This window comes from Mycolicibacterium grossiae, from assembly GCF_008329645.1.
GTDB lineage: Bacteria > Actinomycetota > Actinomycetes > Mycobacteriales > Mycobacteriaceae > Mycobacterium > Mycobacterium grossiae.
In genome coordinates this window covers 2,288,007-2,304,461 of record NZ_CP043474.1, presented here as the reverse complement: position 1 = coordinate 2,304,461, position 16,455 = coordinate 2,288,007, and the positions used below count along the sequence as shown (strand labels likewise).

Below are 16,455 nucleotides of genomic sequence, written 5' to 3'. Positions count from 1 at the left end.
GGCGCATGACAGGGAGGACCCTGCGATGACCGCACCGCCGACGCCCGCCGGCTGGTATCCGGACCCCGAGGCCTTGGGCATGCTGCGCTACTGGGACGGCGCGGCGTGGACGCATCATCGCTCGCAGGCCATCCCTCCCGCCGGCGAACGAGCCACGGCCGCCGCACCTCTCACCGACCCCACGGCCGGCGCGCCGCACGAGGATCCCGCGTCCGACCGAAGCGATGCGCCGACGTCGGCGCCACCGCCGGAGCCCAGCCCGTTCGAGCCGCCCACCTTCGAGACCTTCGAAACACCGTCGTTCGAGGCGATTTCGTCCGGTGCGTTGACGACGCCGGACGCACCCGCGGTCGACGCCCCGACAGAGACGACGCCCGACCATCCCGTGGGAGCGGAGCAGCCGACCGGTCCGGACGACGACGCGAACGCTGGTCCCGCATCGGAGCAGCCGACGACGGTCGTGCCGACGTTCACCGCGCCGCCGCCTCCTGCCGCATGGAACGCTCCTCCGGACGACTCGGGGCACGCGCACAGCTTCGGTCCGGCGGCTCCGTCCTCCTTCGGTGCACCCGAGGGCTTTCCGCCATCGCAGAATCCGGGTAAACGCCGGCTCGTCATCGGCTACCTCGGCAGCGTCGCCGCCCTGCTGGTGATCCTCATCGGATTGCTGGTGTACGCGTTCGCCATTCGCGACACGTCGACGACCGACATCGCATCCGTGGAGCCGTCGACCTTCGAGACCGCCGAGCCGTCATCGCCGGAACCCACGACCGGCACTGCCGCGCCGGCCGACACCGCACCCGTCGACGGCCAAGTCACCGAAGGGCCCTTCACGTTCGCCATCTCGGGGACCGAGACCGGTCCGACCATCACGTCGGTCGAGGACGACTCCGTCCAGAAGACCGCGACGGGTGAGTTCGTCGTCGTCTACGTCATGGTCGGCAACAACGGACCGGACGCGCAGGACTTCCTGTCCACGCTGCAGGTGCTCAAGGCCGGCGACACGACGTTCGTGCCCGATGACGAGGCGTCCTTCTACATGGGCGGCGGCGTCGTCACCATCGAGCCGGGCGAGGTGGTCGAGACCGCCGTCGCCTTCGATGTCCCCGTCGGCACCGTCCCGACGTCGATCGAGGTTCACGGCATCCCGGGCGGGGCAGGCGCCGAGCTGCCGTTGCAGTGATGACGCGTCGCCACCGCGTGGCGATGTGCCACCCTTCGTCGCACCACAAAGGACGCGTCAATCCTTCGCTGTGACAGCAGCTATGGAAATCCGAGTACGGCCCTTTGCGGTAACTGACACCGCGCCCCACCGTGCATTCGCACTGATTGACACCGTGATGGAGGTCTGCGATGCTGTCGCCAACATTCCACGGGGGGCTGGGGGAAGCCAAATGGAAAGAATTGCTGTCGCTGCGCGTGCCGGTGTCGCCGCAGGCGTCGTGGCCCTGGCGAGCGGGCTGATCTCGGCGGCTCCGGCGCAGGCTGAACCGGCCGCACCGGCGTCGACGGGGTCGCTCGGCACCGCCGCCCTGGTCGACGGAACCTCGCCATGGTGGCTCGGACGGTCGAATTCCGTGGGAGCGCCGACGCTTTCGGCGGCATCGACCGCCGCGGCGCCCGCCCAACCGAACCTCTTCTGGCTGGGCGCGCCGAATCCCACGCCGCCGGACCGAACCACCCTGTTCAGCGTCAACCCGGTCGGGCTTCTGCCCGGAGCCGTGCAGCCGCTGTTCGGGTGGTTCACCGCACTGAATCTCGAGGCCTGCGTGGCGGGACTCGGCGTGAAGGTCGGACCGTACGGCACCGTCTCGGCCAGCGTCGCGCGAAGCTGCTGACGCACGTCCCGCCACCGGTCTGGGACCAAGGTGCGGCCCTCAATGCGCACGTGGCTGCTGATCGCCCTCGGCGTCGTCGGCGCCGTCGGCGCGGTGACCGCCTGGCTGGGATATGAGGCAACGCAGGCGAAGTCGCAGCTCGAGTACGCCCGAGCCGAAGCATTACAGGCCAAGGACGCCCTCGCCCGCGCTGACGCCGACGAGGCATCGCGCCGCATCAATGCGGCTCTCGAACACGCCGTCGCCGCGCGCGAAGCGACGCACAGTCTGCCGTGGAGCGCCGGGGCCTCGGTGCCGTGGGTCGGTCGCCCACTGCTCGCCACCCAGCAGATCTCCGACGTCGTCGTCCACCTGGTGCGCGACGTCCTTCGGCCGGCCGTCGACACGTCGGTAGCCATCTCACCGGAGCGTTTCCTCGGCGCCGACGGCAGAATCGACCTCCCACTGCTCGAGCAGGCGGCACCAGCACTGGCCGACGTGGCCCGCGAGGCACGCACCGCCGACATGGCGGCCCGGGACGTCGTCGACCCCGCCTACCTGGCTCCGGTACGCGACGCCCGCGCGGCCCTTCGGACCCAAACGTCGGAACTCGCCTCGCTTCTCGAGCGCGCTGCCGTGGCAGCCCGCCTCCTGCCACCCATGTTGGGCGCCGACGGGCCACGCACGTACTTCCTCGGATTCCAGACCAACGCCGAGGCGCGCGGCACCGGAGGACTCCTCGGCGGCTTCGGCATCCTGCGCGTCGCCGACGGTCGAGCATCGGTCGACACGTTGGGTCGCAACACCGAACTGAACCGGCCGTTCGCGCCGATCGACCTCGGACCGGAATTCACCGCACAGTACGGCTACGTCAATCCCACGGTCGACGTGCGCAACAGCAACCTCAGCCCGCACTTCCCCTACGCCGCGCGCATCTGGCAGTCGATGTGGGAGCAGCAGTCCGGTGAGCGGGTCGACGGTGTCATCGCCCTCGACCCGGTCGCGCTGAGCGACGTCCTCGCCGTCACCGGCCCGGTGACGATGCCCGACGGCGAGACCGTCACGGCGGACAACGTCGTCGAGTTGACCGAATCGACCGCCTACCTTCGCTTCGCCGACGACAACGACGCCCGCAAGCAGTACCTGCAGGACATCGCCGGCGAGGTGGTGACGAAGGTGACGAGCTTCGCGGGCTCCCACCGTGCGCTGCTCGACGCGCTGGCCAAGGCCGCCGCAGAGCAACGCATCTCGGTGTGGAGTGACCATCCCGACGAACAAGCGGTCATCGAGGACACCGTGTTGGCACACGTGGTGCCCGACGATCCCGGCCCGTACGCGCAGGTGCTCGTCAACAACCTCGGTGGCAACAAGCTCGACTACTACCTCACCCGGCAGATCGTCTACAGCGCCGCCGGCTGCGACGCCGACAGTCGCAGCTCCACCGTCACCGTGCGGCTGCGCAACGATGCGCCCTCCGGCGCACTGCCGGGCTACGTGGCAGGCTCCTTCGGCCTCGCCGACGGACCCGTGCGCGACGTCCCCGAGGGCACCAACGTCGCCTCGGTCAGCCTGGTCGCCACCCAGGGAGCCGAGCTGACCGCCGCCTACGTCGACGGTCGCCGCGTCGCCGTGTTCACCGGGATGGAACGCGGACACCCGGTGTTCGACGCGCAGCTGCGCATCGAACGCGGCGCGACCATCGAGGTGACCTTCGAACTGACCGAGCTGACCGCTCCCGGCGCCGCACGGGTTCCCGTGCAACCGCTGCGCGACTCGCCGACACCGACGGTCACGGTGCCGGCGTGCGGATGAGGACCGCGACGTAGCCCTGCAGCGCGCCCCCGCCGCAGGGCTACGTCGCACTCCTGGTAGCCGTCAGCAAACTTTTCGTCGCACATGACGGAGGTGCCGGCGACGCAGTAGTGTCCTCCCCGACGCACGGGCACACCGAACGCAGTGGGGATCGAGATGACATCGGAGTGGGACCGAGTGACGAGCCTCGGCGCACAGACCTGGTTGGCGATCGCGGTGTGGACGGCCGTGGCCGTGGGCATCGCCATCGCCGTCGCCACCCATCGGCAGATGTCGAAGAATCGGCAGTCAGGGCCGACCAGGTACGGCCCGAGGTGGCGATGTACATGGAGCCGCATCCCTCGGACTGGCACGTCATCGAACTGGTCGTGCGCAACTACGGGCAGACCGCCGCCCACGACGTTCGCTTCGAGTTCACCCACCCGCCGACCGTGGCGGTGTACGAGGACAACCCGTACGACGGGCCACCCGAGGTCGTCGAGTTGGAGCTACCCAGCGAATTGCCCCACCTCGCTCCCGGCCAGGAATGGCGAACGGTGTGGGACTCGGCGATCAGCCGGGAGGAACTCGGTGGGTCGATCCGCTCGCGCTTCGACGGGACAGTGCGATACACGGATACGCCCCGACCGGCCGACGGCCGCAACACCCGGGCGTGGAGGCGGCGCCGGTCCTTCGAGTCGAAGGTCAGCCTCGACTGGGGCGCCCTGCAGCCGGTGCAGCGCCTCGACCTGCTGACGACGCACGACCTCGCCAAGCGCGAGAAGCAGAAGCTCGAACTGCTGCGCACCGTGCTCACCTACTTCCACTACGCGTCGAAGGAGACGCAGCCCGAGGTGTTCCGGCAGGAGATCGAACGCATGAAGGGCGCCGTCGCCGAAACGCAGGACCGTTGGCGCACACGGCAACTCGACCAGACGACCGAACTCGACCTCCCCTGGCTGCGCGACGACCCGGCGGGCAGGCACCGGGTCGGGACCCGCTGACACCGGAGCCGCAGTCCGGCCTCAGTACCATCGGCTCGAACCGCCGCACCGAGGGAGAGCCGATGAGCAGTCCAGTCACCTACGAGCTGACCGAGAACGTCGCGACGATCACGCTGGACGACGGCAAGGTCAACGTTCTGTCGCCGGCCACCCAGCAGCACCTCAACGAGGCGTTGGACCGGGCCGAGGCCGCGGCGGGTGCCGGCGAGGTGAAGGCCATCGTGCTGGCAGGCAACTCGCGGGTCCTCAGCGCCGGATTCGACCTGTCGGTGTTCAGCTCCGGTGACGCCGCGGCCGCGCTGGGGATGCTGGCCGGCGGCTTCGAACTCTCGATCCGACTCCTGACCTTCCCCGTGCCGGTGATCATCGCGGCCACCGGTCCGGCCATCGCGATGGGATCGTTCCTCCTGCTGAGCGGCGACCACCGGGTCGGCTCCCCCAGCTCGCGGTGCCAGGCCAACGAGGTGGCGATCGGCATGGTGCTGCCCATCTCCGCCATCGAGATCATGCGGCTGCGCCTCACCCGCGCCGCCTTCCAGCGCGCCATCTCCCTGGCCGCCGTGTTCTCCGGTGACGCCGCGGTGTCGGCCGGCTGGCTCGACGAGATCGTCGCAGACGGCAACGTGTTGGCACGCGCCCACGAGGTCGCCGCGGACGTTGCCGCCACCGTGCACGCCAAGGCGCACGTCGCCTCCAAGCTCAAGGCCCGCGACGACGCCCTGCGCGCCATCCGCGCCGGCATCGACGGCCTGCCGGCGGAGTTCGCCGCGACCGCGGGTTAGCTCTTGGGTCGCCCCTGGGCTCCGTCGACCAGGTCCTCGATGGCGTCGAGGACGCGCGCCAGTTCCCGGACGAGCCACGTGTCGGTGCGCTCGCGGTAGACCGCGAGCAGGGAGCGGTAGTACCAGAGGTGCTCGCGCGGATCCCCTTCGCTGAACCGGTCCCACAGCACCGGACCCACCTCGCGCAGGTCGCGCAGGATGGCCCGCGCGTTGTCGAGCTTGTCCGCCAGCGAGACCAGGATCGTTCCGTCCGAGGCTCCGCCGAGGTGGTCGACGTAGTCCTGTTTGCGCTGTTTCCACGGCGGCTTCGGGACGACGTCGGTGTCGCTGCACTCGTCGACGATCGTCGCCACGTCCTCGCCGAACCGCTCGCGGATCGTCCCCAGGACCGGTGCCCCGCCCTGGTCCTCGACCGCGTCGTGCAGCAACCCGGCGATCGCCTGCGTCTCGGTGCCCCCACCCTCGATCACCAGGCCCGCCACCGACAGCAGGTGCCCGAGGTAGGGGACCTCACTGCTCTTGCGGGTCTGGGTCCGGTGCAGCTCCGAGGCGTAGCGCAACGCCTCGTCGAACCGCGTGGTGAGCTTTGGCTGGTCGACGTCCGTCGGCATGTGTCCCCCTCGTCTACGTCCGATGCACACCCTCACTGTGGCAGGAGGGTCCGACACCGCACGCCGGCGAAAGCGGTGCCCGTCGCCTGCGGCGCGGCATAGGGTGGGGTCGATGGGTCTTCACCTCCACCGCGCGGACCGGACCGACGTCCTCGCCTCGGGACTGGCCGAACTCCTGGCCACCCCGCCGTCCGATCCGTTCGCAATGGACCTCGTGCTGGTGCCCGCCAAGGGCGTCGAACGCTGGTTGTCGCAACGTCTGTCGCACGTGCTGGGACGCGGATCGGCCGCCGACGGCGTCTGCGCCGGCGTCGAGTTCCGCAACCCGCACTCGCTCATCGCCGAACTGACGGGCACGGCCGACGACGATCCGTGGGCGCCCGATGCGCTGGTGTGGCCGCTGCTCGACGTCATCGATCGCAGCCTCGACGAACCGTGGTGCCGGGCGCTGGCGCTGCACCTCGGACACTTCGAGCCGGGCGACGCCGAACGCGAGTTGCGGCTGGGCCGGCGGTACGCGGTCGCCCGCCGCGTGGCCGGGTTGTTCGCGTCCTACGCCCGCCAGCGGCCCGCGCTGCTCGCCGGGTGGCTCGACGGCGACAGCGGCTCGCTCCCGCCCGACCTCACGTGGCAGCCGCCGCTGTGGCGCGCCGTGGTCGACCGCGTCCCCGCCGCTCCACCGCACGTGCGCCACGCCGAAACCGTTGCACGACTGCACGAATCGGCGATCGATCTGCCGCAGCGGCTCTCGCTGTTCGGACACACCCGGCTACCGGTCACCGAGATCGAGCTGCTGACCGCGCTGGGGGTGCACCACGACCTGCACCTGTGGCTGCCGCACGCGAGCGATGCGCTGTGGCAGACGCTTCGGGGACGCCGCGGACCGGTGCCGCGCCGCGACGACGACAGCCACCGCAGCGTGGGCCATCCGCTGCTGGCGACGCTCGGTCGGGACCTTCGCGAGTTGCAGCGCAGCCTGCCGTCCGGCGCCGGCACCGACGAGCACCTTCCCGAATCACCGCGGCCGGCGACGATGCTTGGGTGGTTGCAGTCCGACATCACCGCCAACGCGGTTCGGCCGCACGGCCGCTCGCACGACCCGGGCGACCGTTCGGTGCAGGTGCACGCCTGCCACGGACAGGCGCGGCAGGTGGACGTGCTGCGCGAGGTCCTGCTCGGGCTGCTCGCCGACGACCCCACCCTGCAGCCACGCGACATCCTCGTCATGTGCCCCGACATCGACGCCTACGCGCCGCTCATCAACGCCGACTTCGGGCTCGGCGACGTGCTGCCCGGCGTCCATCCGGCACACAAGCTGCGGATGCGGCTGGCGGATCGCGCACTCGTTCAGACCAACCCGCTGCTCGGCGTCGCCACGCAGCTGCTCGCCCTGGCCGGGAGCCGGGCCACTGCGAGCGAGGTCCTCAACCTCGCGCAGTCCGCGCCGGTCCGCGCGCGCTTCGCGTTCTCCGACGACGATCTCGAGGACATCACCCGGTGGGTGCGCCAGGCGAATGTCCGGTGGGGCTTCGACCAGGACCACCGGCGTCCCTACGGCGTCGACTTCGTGCACAACACCTGGCAGTTCGGCGTCGACCGCGTCCTGCTGGGCGTGGCGATGTCCGACGACGCCCACGCCTGGATAGATGCGACGCTTCCCCTCGACGACGTCAGCAGCAACCGCGTCGAATTGGCCGGGCAATTCGCCGAATACGTCGACCGCGTCCAACGGACCGTCACGGCACTGTCCACGAAGCAGCCGTTGCGCGCCTGGCTCGCCGCGCTCACCGACGGCATCACCCGGCTGACGCGCACCGCGGACGCCGACCAGTGGCAGTTCAGCCAGATGGAGCGCGAATTCGCCGACGTCCTCGCCGCCGCCGGCGACCACGCCGACACCCCGCTGCGGCTTCCGGACGTCAAGGCGCTCCTCGAACGCCGCCTCGGCGGCCGCCCCACCCGGGCCAACTTCCGCACCGGCACGCTGACCGTGTGCACCATGGTGCCGATGCGGTCGGTCCCGCATCGCGTGGTGTGCCTCGTCGGTCTCGACGACGGCGTGTTCCCGCGCCGCGGCATCGTCGACGGCGACGACGTCCTGGCTCGCGCGCCGATGACCGGCGAACGGGACAGCCGATCCGAGGACCGGCAGCTGCTGCTCGACGCCATCGGTGCGGCCACCGAGAAGCTCGTCATCACCTACACCGGCGCCGACGCCGGATCCGGACACGAACGCCCACCCGCGGTGCCGCTCGCCGAACTGCTCGACGCGGTGTACCGCACCACCGAAACGCCGGCCAAGATCGTCGCCAAGCGCATCGTGGTCCGGCATCCGCTGCAGCCGTTCGACATTCGCAACGTCGTCCGCGGCGAGCTGGTGCCCGGCGAGCCGTTCAGCTTCGATCCGACGGTACTCCGCGCCGCGCGGGTCAGCACCCGCGAACGTTCGACCCAGCCGCCCTTCATCGCGGGACCGCTGCCGGAACGCCCCCGCACCGACGTCGCGCTCGCCGACCTGGTCGCCTTCTACCGCGATCCGGTCAAGGGCTTCTTCCGCGAGATGGAGTACACGCTCCCCTGGGACGTCGACGGCGTCGACGACGAGATGCCGGTCGACCTCGACGCGCTCGAGGAGTGGACCGTCGGCGACCGCATGCTCGCCGACATGCTGCGCGGCATGGCACCCGACGACGCGCGTGCCGCCGAATGGCGCCGCGGCACGCTGCCGCCGGGCAAGCTCGGCTGGCGCAAGGCGGCCGAACTGCGCGACCAGGCCCACCTGCTCGCCGAGGCCGCCCGGCGGCATCGCTCGGTCACGGCGCGCGCGATCGACGTCGACGTGGACCTCGGTGACCGGCGTCGGCTCACCGGCACGGTGTCGCCCGTCTTCGGTGAGCGCCTGGTGTCGGTCACCTATTCGAAACTGGGCGGCAAGCACCTGCTCGAGTCGTGGATCCCGTTGCTGGCGCTCCACGCTCGCGATCCGGGCCGGGACTGGGCGGCGGTGTGCATCGGCCGCCCGCCCAAGGGGTCGACGCCACGGGCGCAGGCGCTCGGCCAGCCCGAGGTGCCCGCCGTCGACGTACTGCGCGACCTGGTGGCGATGTACGACGTCGGACGTCGCGAACCGTTGCCGCTGCCGGTGAAGACCTCGTACGCCTGGGCCCAGGCCCGCCATACCGGCGACGATCCCGAACGTGCCGCGTCCTACCGCTGGCGCTCGAGCCGGTTCCCGGGCGAGGACGCCGAACCCGCACACGTGCGGGCCTGGGGCAAGGACGCCTGGCTGCGCGACCTCATGCAGCCACTGCGCCCCGGAGAGCAGGTCGACGGCGAGAACAACCGCCTCGGCGCCTTCGCCGCCCGGCTGTGGCTGCCCCTGCTACGCGCCGAACGGAGTGACCTGTGAACCGCTTCGACCTGCTCGGCCCGCTTCCGACACCCCGCAGCACGACGGTGCTGGAGGCCAGCGCCGGCACCGGCAAGACGTTCGCCCTGGCGAACCTCGTCACCCGGTACGTCGCCGAAGGCGTCGCGACGCTCGACCAGATGCTGCTGATCACCTTCGGCCGCGCGGCGAGCCAGGAGTTGCGCGAGCGGGTCCGACGCCAGATCACCGACGCCGCAGCCGCATTCGACGATCCGTCGCTCGTCGACGGCAACGAGGTGGTGGCTGCGCTGGTCGCCGGCACGGACGCCGAACGCGAGGACCGCCAACGCAACCTGCGTGACGCGATGGCCGGCTTCGACGCGGCCACCATCGCGACCACGCACCAGTTCTGTCAACTCGTGCTGTCGTCCCTCGGCGTCGCCGGCGACTCCGACGGTGGCGTCACCCTCGTCGAGAGCCTCACCGATCTGGTCACCGAGGTGGTCGACGACCTGTACCTCAAGCACTTCGGCCAGCAGGCCGACGACCCGGCGCTCGCCTACGCCGACGCGCTGCGCCTCGCCCGCGAGGTCATCGGCAATCCGGCGACCGAGCTGCGCCCCGTCGCTCCGGACCCGGATTCGCACGCGGCCGTGTGCATCTCGTTCGCAAAGGCCGTGCTGGCGGAGGTCGAGACGCGCAAGCGTCGCATGGGCATCCTCGGCTACGACGACCTGCTGACGCGGCTGGCCGATGCACTCGCCGCGGAGGACTCCCCCGCCCGCACCCGGATGCATCAGCGGTGGCCCATCGTGATGGTCGACGAATTCCAGGACACCGACCTGGTGCAGTGGCAGGTGATCGACCGCGCGTTCAGCGACCGGTCGACCGTGGTGCTCATCGGTGATCCGAAGCAGGCGATCTACGCGTTCCGCGGTGGCGACATCGTCACCTACCTCGCAGCCGCCGAGACGGCGGGTGACCGCCGGACGTTGGGCACCAACTGGCGGAGCGACGGCGCCCTCGTCGAGCGCCTGCAGGCGGTGCTGCGCGGCGCCCGGCTCGGTGACCCGCGCATCGAGGTGCTCGACGTCGACGCCGCGCATGCCGGTACCCGCCTGGCCGGGGCGCCACGGCCCGATCCGTTCCGCCTCCGCGTCGTGTCGCGGAGCACCTTCGGGCGCCGCGGCACCCAGACGGTGCCCATCTCGGACATCCGCCGGCACATCGGCACCGACCTCGCCAACGACATCGGCGCGCTGCTCGCCAGTGGCGCGACGTTCGATGGCACGCGCATCCAGGCACGCGACGTGGCTGTCATCGTCGAACGGCACACCGACGCCCGCACCTGCCAACAGGCGCTGACGGCGGCGGGCATTCCGTGCGTCTACACCGGTGACTCCGACATCTTCTCCTCCGAGGCGGCCGGCGACTGGCTGGCCCTGCTCGAGGCGTTCGACCAGCCGCACCGCGCGGGGGTGGTGCGCGCGGCCGCCGCCACCATGTTCTTCGGGGAGACCGCCGAGACGCTGGTGGCCGGCGGCGACGTGCTGACCGACCGGATCGCCGAGACGCTGCGCGAGTGGGCCGGGCATGCCCGCGAACGCGGTGTGGCCGCCATCTACGAGGCTGCGCAGCTGCGCGGCATGGCCGATCGCGTGCTGTCGTGGCGGGACGGCGAGCGGCACATGACCGATCTCTCGCACATGACTCAGCTGCTGCAGGACGTCGCGCATCGGGAACGGTATTCGCTGCCCGCACTGCGGGACTGGCTCCGCGCCGAGCGGGACGAGCGCGGCGACGGCCGCACCGAACGCAATCGCCGCCTCGACAGCGACGCCGCCGCCGTGCAGATCATGACCGTGTGGGTCAGCAAGGGACTGCAGTACCCCGTGGTCTATCTGCCGTTCGCGTTCAATCGCAACGTCCGCGACCCCGACATCGTCCTGTACCACGACGATGACGCGCGGTGCCTGCACGTCGGCGGGCCGGACAGTCCCGACTACCGCGCCGTCGCCGCGCAGGGCCGCGCCGAACAGGCCGGTGACGACAGCAGACTCACCTACGTCGCACTCACCCGCGCCCAGGCCCAGGTCGTCGCGTGGTGGGCGCCCTCCTGGGACGAGCCGAATGGTGGGCTGTCACGGCTGCTGCGCGGCCGCCGGCCCGGCGAGAGCACCGTGCCCGACGTCTGCGTGCCGAGCAAGGTCACCGACGACGCGGCGCGGGAACGCCTTCGGGAGTGGGCCGCTGCGGGCGGTCCCGTCCTCGAGGACTCCGTGCTGACCCCGCCCCCGGTGGTGCCGCTGACGCCGCCGCCCACCGACCTCGACGCCCGGCACTTCCACCGGACGATCGACACCGCGTGGCGGCGCACGTCGTACTCCGGGCTCATCCGCGTCACCGAGACCAGCACCGTCAGCAGCGAAGCCGAGGCGCCCGAACTCGACGACGAGGTGGCCGAGATCCCGATCCTCGGTCCATCCGTGGGGGGCGACGTGCCCTCGCCCATGGCCGACCTGCCGACCGGTGCCGCGTTCGGCACGCTGGTGCACGCCGTCCTCGAGAACGCCGACCCACGCGCCGGCGACCTCACCGCCGAGCTGGCAGCCCGCATCGACGAGCAACTGGCGTGGTGGCCCGTCGACGTCCCGGTCGCGGACCTGGCCGGCGCGCTGGTGCCGATGCACGACAGCCCGCTCGGGCCGCTGGCCGACGGACTCACGTTGCGCGACATCGCGCTTCGCGATCGGCTGCGCGAGTTGGACTTCGAGTTCCCGCTCGCCGGGGGCGATCTGCGCGCCGACGCTCCCGAAGTGCGGTTGCGCGACGTCGGTGTGCTGCTGCGCGACCACCTACCGCCGTCGGACCCGTTGGCGTCGTACACGCTACGACTGCTCGGCGAACCGCTCGGCAGCCAGTCGCTGCGCGGTTACCTCAGCGGCCAGATCGACGCGGTACTGCGCATCCCGGACGGGGACGGCCACCGCTACGTGGTGGTCGACTACAAGACCAACTGGCTCGGCGACGGCGACGCGCCGTTGACGGCGGACGACTACGACCGTCCGCGGATGACCGAGGCGATGCTGCACTCGGACTACCCGTTGCAGGCGCTGCTGTACAGCGTCGTGCTGCACCGCTTCCTGAGGTGGCGGCAACCGGGATACGAGCCCGGCCGCCACCTCGGCGGCATCCTGTACCTGTTCGTCCGCGGCATGTGCGGGCCCACCACGCCCGTCGTCGACGGTCATCCCGCCGGGGTCTTCGACTGGCAGCCGCCGGCGGCGATGATCGTGGCGCTGTCCGATCTGCTCGACGCCGGGAGGGCTGCGGCATGACCTCGACCGTCGACGAGGCCGACTGGCGACGGGCGGTCAGCGCGTGCGGTCTGCTGGCCGCGTTCAACGCCGCCGGCGTGCTCGACGCATCGGACGTCCTGGTGGCGCAACGACTGTGTGCGCTCGGCGGCGAGGACGACGAGCGGGTCGCGCTGGCGGTCGCCTTCACCGTGCGAGGGCTGCGCGGCGGCTCGGTGTGCGTCGAACTCCGGTCGGTGGCCGAGCACGTCGAACAACCGGACCTGCCCTGGCCCGAACCGGACGACTGGCTGGCGGCGGTCCGTGACTCCGCATTGCTCGCACCGCCCCACGTACTGCGGCTGCGGGACGAGGCGCTGTACCTCGACCGCTACTGGCGCGAAGAGCAGCAGGTCGCCGACGACCTGCGCGCGATGATCACCGGGGCGCCGCCGGTCGGTGGGGTGTCCGACGTCGACCGCCTGTTCCCCGCCGGGTACGGCGAACAGCGAGCGGCGGCCGAGCTGGCTCTGACGCAGAGACTCACGGTCCTCACCGGCGGGCCCGGAACCGGCAAGACCACGACCGTCGCGCGGCTGCTCGCGCTGCTCGCCGGATCGGCCGCGAAGGCCGGTGCGCCGCCGCTGCGGATCGCACTGGCCGCACCGACCGGCAAGGCGGCGGCACGGCTGCAGGAGGCGGTGCGATCCGAGATCGGACAGCTCGATCCTGGTGATGCACAACGCATCTCGGGGCTGCAGGCCACGACGTTGCACCGGCTGCTCGGCAGCCGGCCGGACAGCTCGTCGCGGTTCCGGCACCACCGCGGCAACCGGTTGCCGCACGACGTCGTGGTGGTCGACGAGACGTCCATGGTGTCGCTGACCATGATGGCGCGGCTGCTGGAGGCGGTGCGGCCCGAGGCCCGCGTCCTCCTCGTGGGCGATCCCGATCAGCTGGCGTCCGTCGACGCCGGGGCGGTGCTCGCCGACCTCGTCGAGGGCTTCGGCGGACATGCGGACGTGCGGATCGCCGAGTTGCGGACGCCGCACCGCTTCGGAGAGAGCATCGGGGCACTCGCCGCCGCGATCCGTGCCGGCGCCGACAACGCGGCACTCGAGGTGCTGCGCGACGGCGGCGAGCACGTCGAATGGCTCGAGATCGACGCACCGGGCGAGCAGTTGCGCGAGGTGCTGCTGCCGACGGCGCGCGACCTGCGGCGTGCGGCGCTCCTCGGCGACGCGAAGACAGCGCTGGCGACGCTCGACGCGCACCGCCTGCTGTGTGCCCACCGGCACGGGCCGCACGGCGTCACGCACTGGAACCGTCAGGTCGAGCGGTGGCTCACCGAGGAGACGGGCGAACCGATCTGGTCGGCGTGGTACGTCGGGCGTCCGGTCCTGGTGACGGCGAACGACTATGGTCTGGGCCTCTACAACGGCGACGTCGGCGTGACGCTGCGGCACGACACTGGGCTGCGCGTTGCGGTGGCGGGCACGTCGGCACGACTCGAGTTCGCGCCCGGCCGGTTGGCCGACGTGGAAACCATGCATGCCATGACGATTCACAAGAGCCAGGGTTCGCAGGCCGCGGAGGTGACGGTGCTGCTGCCGCCGGTGGATTCACGGCTGCTCACGCGCGAGTTGTTCTACACCGCGGTGACCCGGGCCAAGACCAAGGTGCGGGTCGTCGGGTCGGCGGACGAGGTGCGCGCCGCGATCGGCCGCCGAGCGGTCCGGGCGACGGGGCTCGCGGCGCGGCTGCGTGCGTGATCCGCTCGCCTCGTCATCGCGTCGTCGATGACGGCGGTCGGCAGGCGGTGGCGACGCGGCCACGCTTCGCGAGGCGGGCTCCCTGCACTATCGTCACCGTCCCCGCCGCCGAGACGATCCAGCCGCGTCGGGCCAGTGCCTTCAGGGCCTGGTTGACGCTCTCGCGCCGCGAGCCGACCAACTGACTGAGTTCTTCCTGCGTCAGACCGTGATCCACGACCACGACGCCCGCCTCGGGCCGGCCCATCACGCGGGCCAGTTCGAGCAGCGTCGCAGCGACCCTCCCGACGATGTCGTTGTCGACGGTCTCGCTCACCTTCGCCGCCGTGCGGCGGATGCGTTGGGCCAGCAGGCACGAGAGACGCTCGGCGAGTTCGGGATGCGCGTACATGGCCGCCTCGAGCGCGGCGCGACGGATGGCCGACGCCCGGACATCGGTGTGCGCTCGCACCGTCGCCGAACGCGGCCCGGGATCGAGCACGGCGAGTTCCCCGAAGACGTCGGATGGTCCGAGAAGCGCGATCAACGTCCGGCGACCGGTGGCGCCACCGCACTGCACCTTCACGTGCCCGACCCCGATGACGTAGAGCAAGTCCCCCGCGTCGCCTTCGCGCAGGATGGTGTGCCCCCGCGGAAACGCCACCGGTTCGGCGGCGGCCAGGACACGGGAGACGACGGTCGGCGCAAGACCATGGAAGATCGCCGCACGCGTCACCGGATCGTCCCGGCCGTCGGTCACCGCAGCGCTCCCCTACGCGACGCTCAGCGCGACGATCCCGGCGTCAGCACGAGCGTCGTCATGGCTCGCGTGATCCGGACGGGCAGACTCTCATCGACTCCATTGGACTCCTAGGCCACTTCTGAACGATGTGGCCAACAGTACCGCGTCGAGACGCCACCGGACGAGGGAGCCGGTGCGTGTGCGCCCGTCTAGAGGCGGCCGACGCTCCGCAAGCCGGCCACCGTGTCGGCGATGGTCTCCGCGCAGTCGCGCTGGACGATCCCGAGTTCACGTGCGGCGGGCCCGTCGTCCGAGGCCGGCATCTGGGTGTAGTACTGCATGGCCGCCGAATCGATCGGGGTGTCGAAGGGCAGCCGGCTTCCGACGACGTCGAAGAGTTGGCCGAGCGCACGCAATCCCACGTCGGGGACCGGCAGCACCAGCAGACTGCGGTCGGCGGCCTGGCCCAGCAGCGCGGCGAGTTCGTCGACCGGGACGCGCCGCCCGCCCGCCATGTACTTCCGCGGCCCCTTGCCCGGTTCGAGGAGCGCGACGTGCAGGGCGGCGAGGTCGCGCACGTCGATCACGATCCACGCGGCGCCGCGGCCCGGCACGCCCCGCATCTTGATCGCCGCCTCGACGCCCTCGGCCGCTTCGCCGAACTGGTCACCGGCGCCGGGCCCGAGCACCATCCCCGGGTAGGTGATGCTCACCGGGGCACCGGCGTCCTGTAGACCGCGGGCGTACGCCTCGACGACCGCCTTGGACTTGCCATAGCCGTCGGACCCGCCGACGACGGGTAGCTCGGCGGTCAAAACCTCGAGCCCCGGGCGGAACAACGCCGTGAAGCTCGAGACGTGCACGATGGGGTCGATGCCGGCGGCAACCGCGCCGCCCAGTACGTTGCGCGCGCCTTCGAGGTTGGTGTGCAGCATCTCGTCCGCACGGCTCGGATCGGTCGACACCATTGCCGCGCAATGGATCACGGCGTCGCAGCCGTCCAGCGCGGAGTCGGTCGATGCGCGATCGGCGATGTCGCCGACGATGTGGTCACCGATGTCCACGCCGATCTTCGCCGCACTCGTCCGCAGTCGGTCGGGGTTGCGCACCAGGAATCGGACCTGGTGGCCGGCGTCCTGGGCGGACTTGGCCGTCCACGCGCCGACGAAGCCGGTGCCTCCGGTGACCAGTACCCGCATACGACCTCCCACGCCGGCGCCGGCGTTCCGGCGAGACCGTCCGAACCGTAGCGCACCCGCGCGACGAGCCCGTCAGGAATTCGTCACCCGCG

10 protein-coding genes and 1 pseudogene are annotated in these 16,455 nt (G+C 71.2%); 8 read left to right on the top strand and 3 right to left on the bottom strand.

Annotated features, from left to right (window positions below; genetic code table 11):
• Window positions 1-25 precede the first annotated feature (25 nt).
• From FZ046_RS10960 to FZ046_RS10940, 5 genes and pseudogenes are all read left to right on the top strand, one after another.
• Window positions 26-1,183, top strand: a complete 1,158-nt coding sequence (locus FZ046_RS10960; protein WP_070351328.1) for a DUF2510 domain-containing protein — start codon at window positions 26-28, stop codon at window positions 1,181-1,183.
• Window positions 1,184-1,337: 154 nt separating this feature from the next.
• On the top strand, window positions 1,338-1,838 hold the full coding sequence (locus FZ046_RS10955; protein ID WP_125939657.1) for a hypothetical protein: 501 nt from the start codon (window positions 1,338-1,340) through the stop codon (window positions 1,836-1,838).
• A gap of 42 nt (window positions 1,839-1,880) precedes the next feature.
• Complete coding sequence (locus FZ046_RS10950; RefSeq protein ID WP_070351326.1) at window positions 1,881-3,629, top strand: DUF4012 domain-containing protein; 1,749 nt, start codon at window positions 1,881-1,883, stop codon at window positions 3,627-3,629.
• Between the two features lie 156 nt (window positions 3,630-3,785).
• Window positions 3,786-4,612 (top strand): annotated as a pseudogene (locus FZ046_RS10945) (hypothetical protein).
• Window positions 4,613-4,674: 62 nt separating this feature from the next.
• Complete coding sequence (locus FZ046_RS10940) at window positions 4,675-5,394, top strand: crotonase/enoyl-CoA hydratase family protein (RefSeq protein WP_070351325.1); 720 nt, start codon at window positions 4,675-4,677, stop codon at window positions 5,392-5,394.
• Here FZ046_RS10940 and FZ046_RS10935 read toward each other — a convergent pair.
• Window positions 5,391-6,005, bottom strand: coding sequence for an HD domain-containing protein (locus tag FZ046_RS10935; protein WP_070351324.1), 615 nt, complete (start codon window positions 6,003-6,005; stop codon window positions 5,391-5,393). The genes FZ046_RS10940 and FZ046_RS10935 overlap by 4 nt on opposite strands.
• A gap of 112 nt (window positions 6,006-6,117) precedes the next feature.
• Here FZ046_RS10935 and recC point away from each other — a divergent pair, with 112 nt between their 5' ends.
• Genes recC through recD form a run of 3 tightly spaced genes read left to right on the top strand, consistent with a single transcriptional unit; the run spans window position 6,118 to window position 14,443 of the window.
• The gene (gene recC / locus FZ046_RS10930; protein ID WP_070351323.1) at window positions 6,118-9,414 is read left to right on the top strand and encodes an exodeoxyribonuclease V subunit gamma; all 3,297 of its coding nucleotides are present in this window, start codon (window positions 6,118-6,120) and stop codon (window positions 9,412-9,414) included.
• The gene (locus FZ046_RS10925) at window positions 9,411-12,713 is read left to right on the top strand and encodes a UvrD-helicase domain-containing protein (RefSeq protein WP_070351322.1); all 3,303 of its coding nucleotides are present in this window, start codon (window positions 9,411-9,413) and stop codon (window positions 12,711-12,713) included. Before recC ends, FZ046_RS10925 begins: the two co-directional genes overlap by 4 nt.
• Window positions 12,710-14,443, top strand: coding sequence for an exodeoxyribonuclease V subunit alpha (recD, locus tag FZ046_RS10920; protein ID WP_070351321.1), 1,734 nt, complete (start codon window positions 12,710-12,712; stop codon window positions 14,441-14,443). Before FZ046_RS10925 ends, recD begins: the two co-directional genes overlap by 4 nt.
• 13 nt (window positions 14,444-14,456) lie before the next feature.
• Here recD and FZ046_RS10915 read toward each other — a convergent pair whose 3' ends face one another.
• Complete coding sequence (locus FZ046_RS10915; RefSeq protein ID WP_070351320.1) at window positions 14,457-15,182, bottom strand: Crp/Fnr family transcriptional regulator; 726 nt, start codon at window positions 15,180-15,182, stop codon at window positions 14,457-14,459.
• 191 nt (window positions 15,183-15,373) lie between these two features.
• Window positions 15,374-16,363, bottom strand: coding sequence for an NAD-dependent epimerase/dehydratase family protein (locus FZ046_RS10910; RefSeq protein ID WP_070351319.1), 990 nt, complete (start codon window positions 16,361-16,363; stop codon window positions 15,374-15,376).
• Window positions 16,364-16,455: the final 92 nt, after the last annotated feature.

What these genes read in the sequence shown, in the direction of transcription:
- FZ046_RS10960 (WP_070351328.1), top strand. Translation starts at nt 26, where the DNA reads ATGACCGCACCGCCGACGCCCGCCGGCTGGTATCCGGACCCCGAGGCC.
- FZ046_RS10950 (WP_070351326.1), top strand. Translation starts at nt 1,881, where the DNA reads ATGCGCACGTGGCTGCTGATCGCCCTCGGCGTCGTCGGCGCCGTCGGC.
- FZ046_RS10940 (WP_070351325.1), top strand. Translation starts at nt 4,675, where the DNA reads ATGAGCAGTCCAGTCACCTACGAGCTGACCGAGAACGTCGCGACGATC.
- FZ046_RS10935 (WP_070351324.1), bottom strand. Translation starts at nt 6,005, where the DNA reads ATGCCGACGGACGTCGACCAGCCAAAGCTCACCACGCGGTTCGACGAG.
- recC (WP_070351323.1), top strand. Translation starts at nt 6,118, where the DNA reads ATGGGTCTTCACCTCCACCGCGCGGACCGGACCGACGTCCTCGCCTCG.
- recD (WP_070351321.1), top strand. Translation starts at nt 12,710, where the DNA reads ATGACCTCGACCGTCGACGAGGCCGACTGGCGACGGGCGGTCAGCGCG.
- FZ046_RS10910 (WP_070351319.1), bottom strand. Translation starts at nt 16,363, where the DNA reads ATGCGGGTACTGGTCACCGGAGGCACCGGCTTCGTCGGCGCGTGGACG.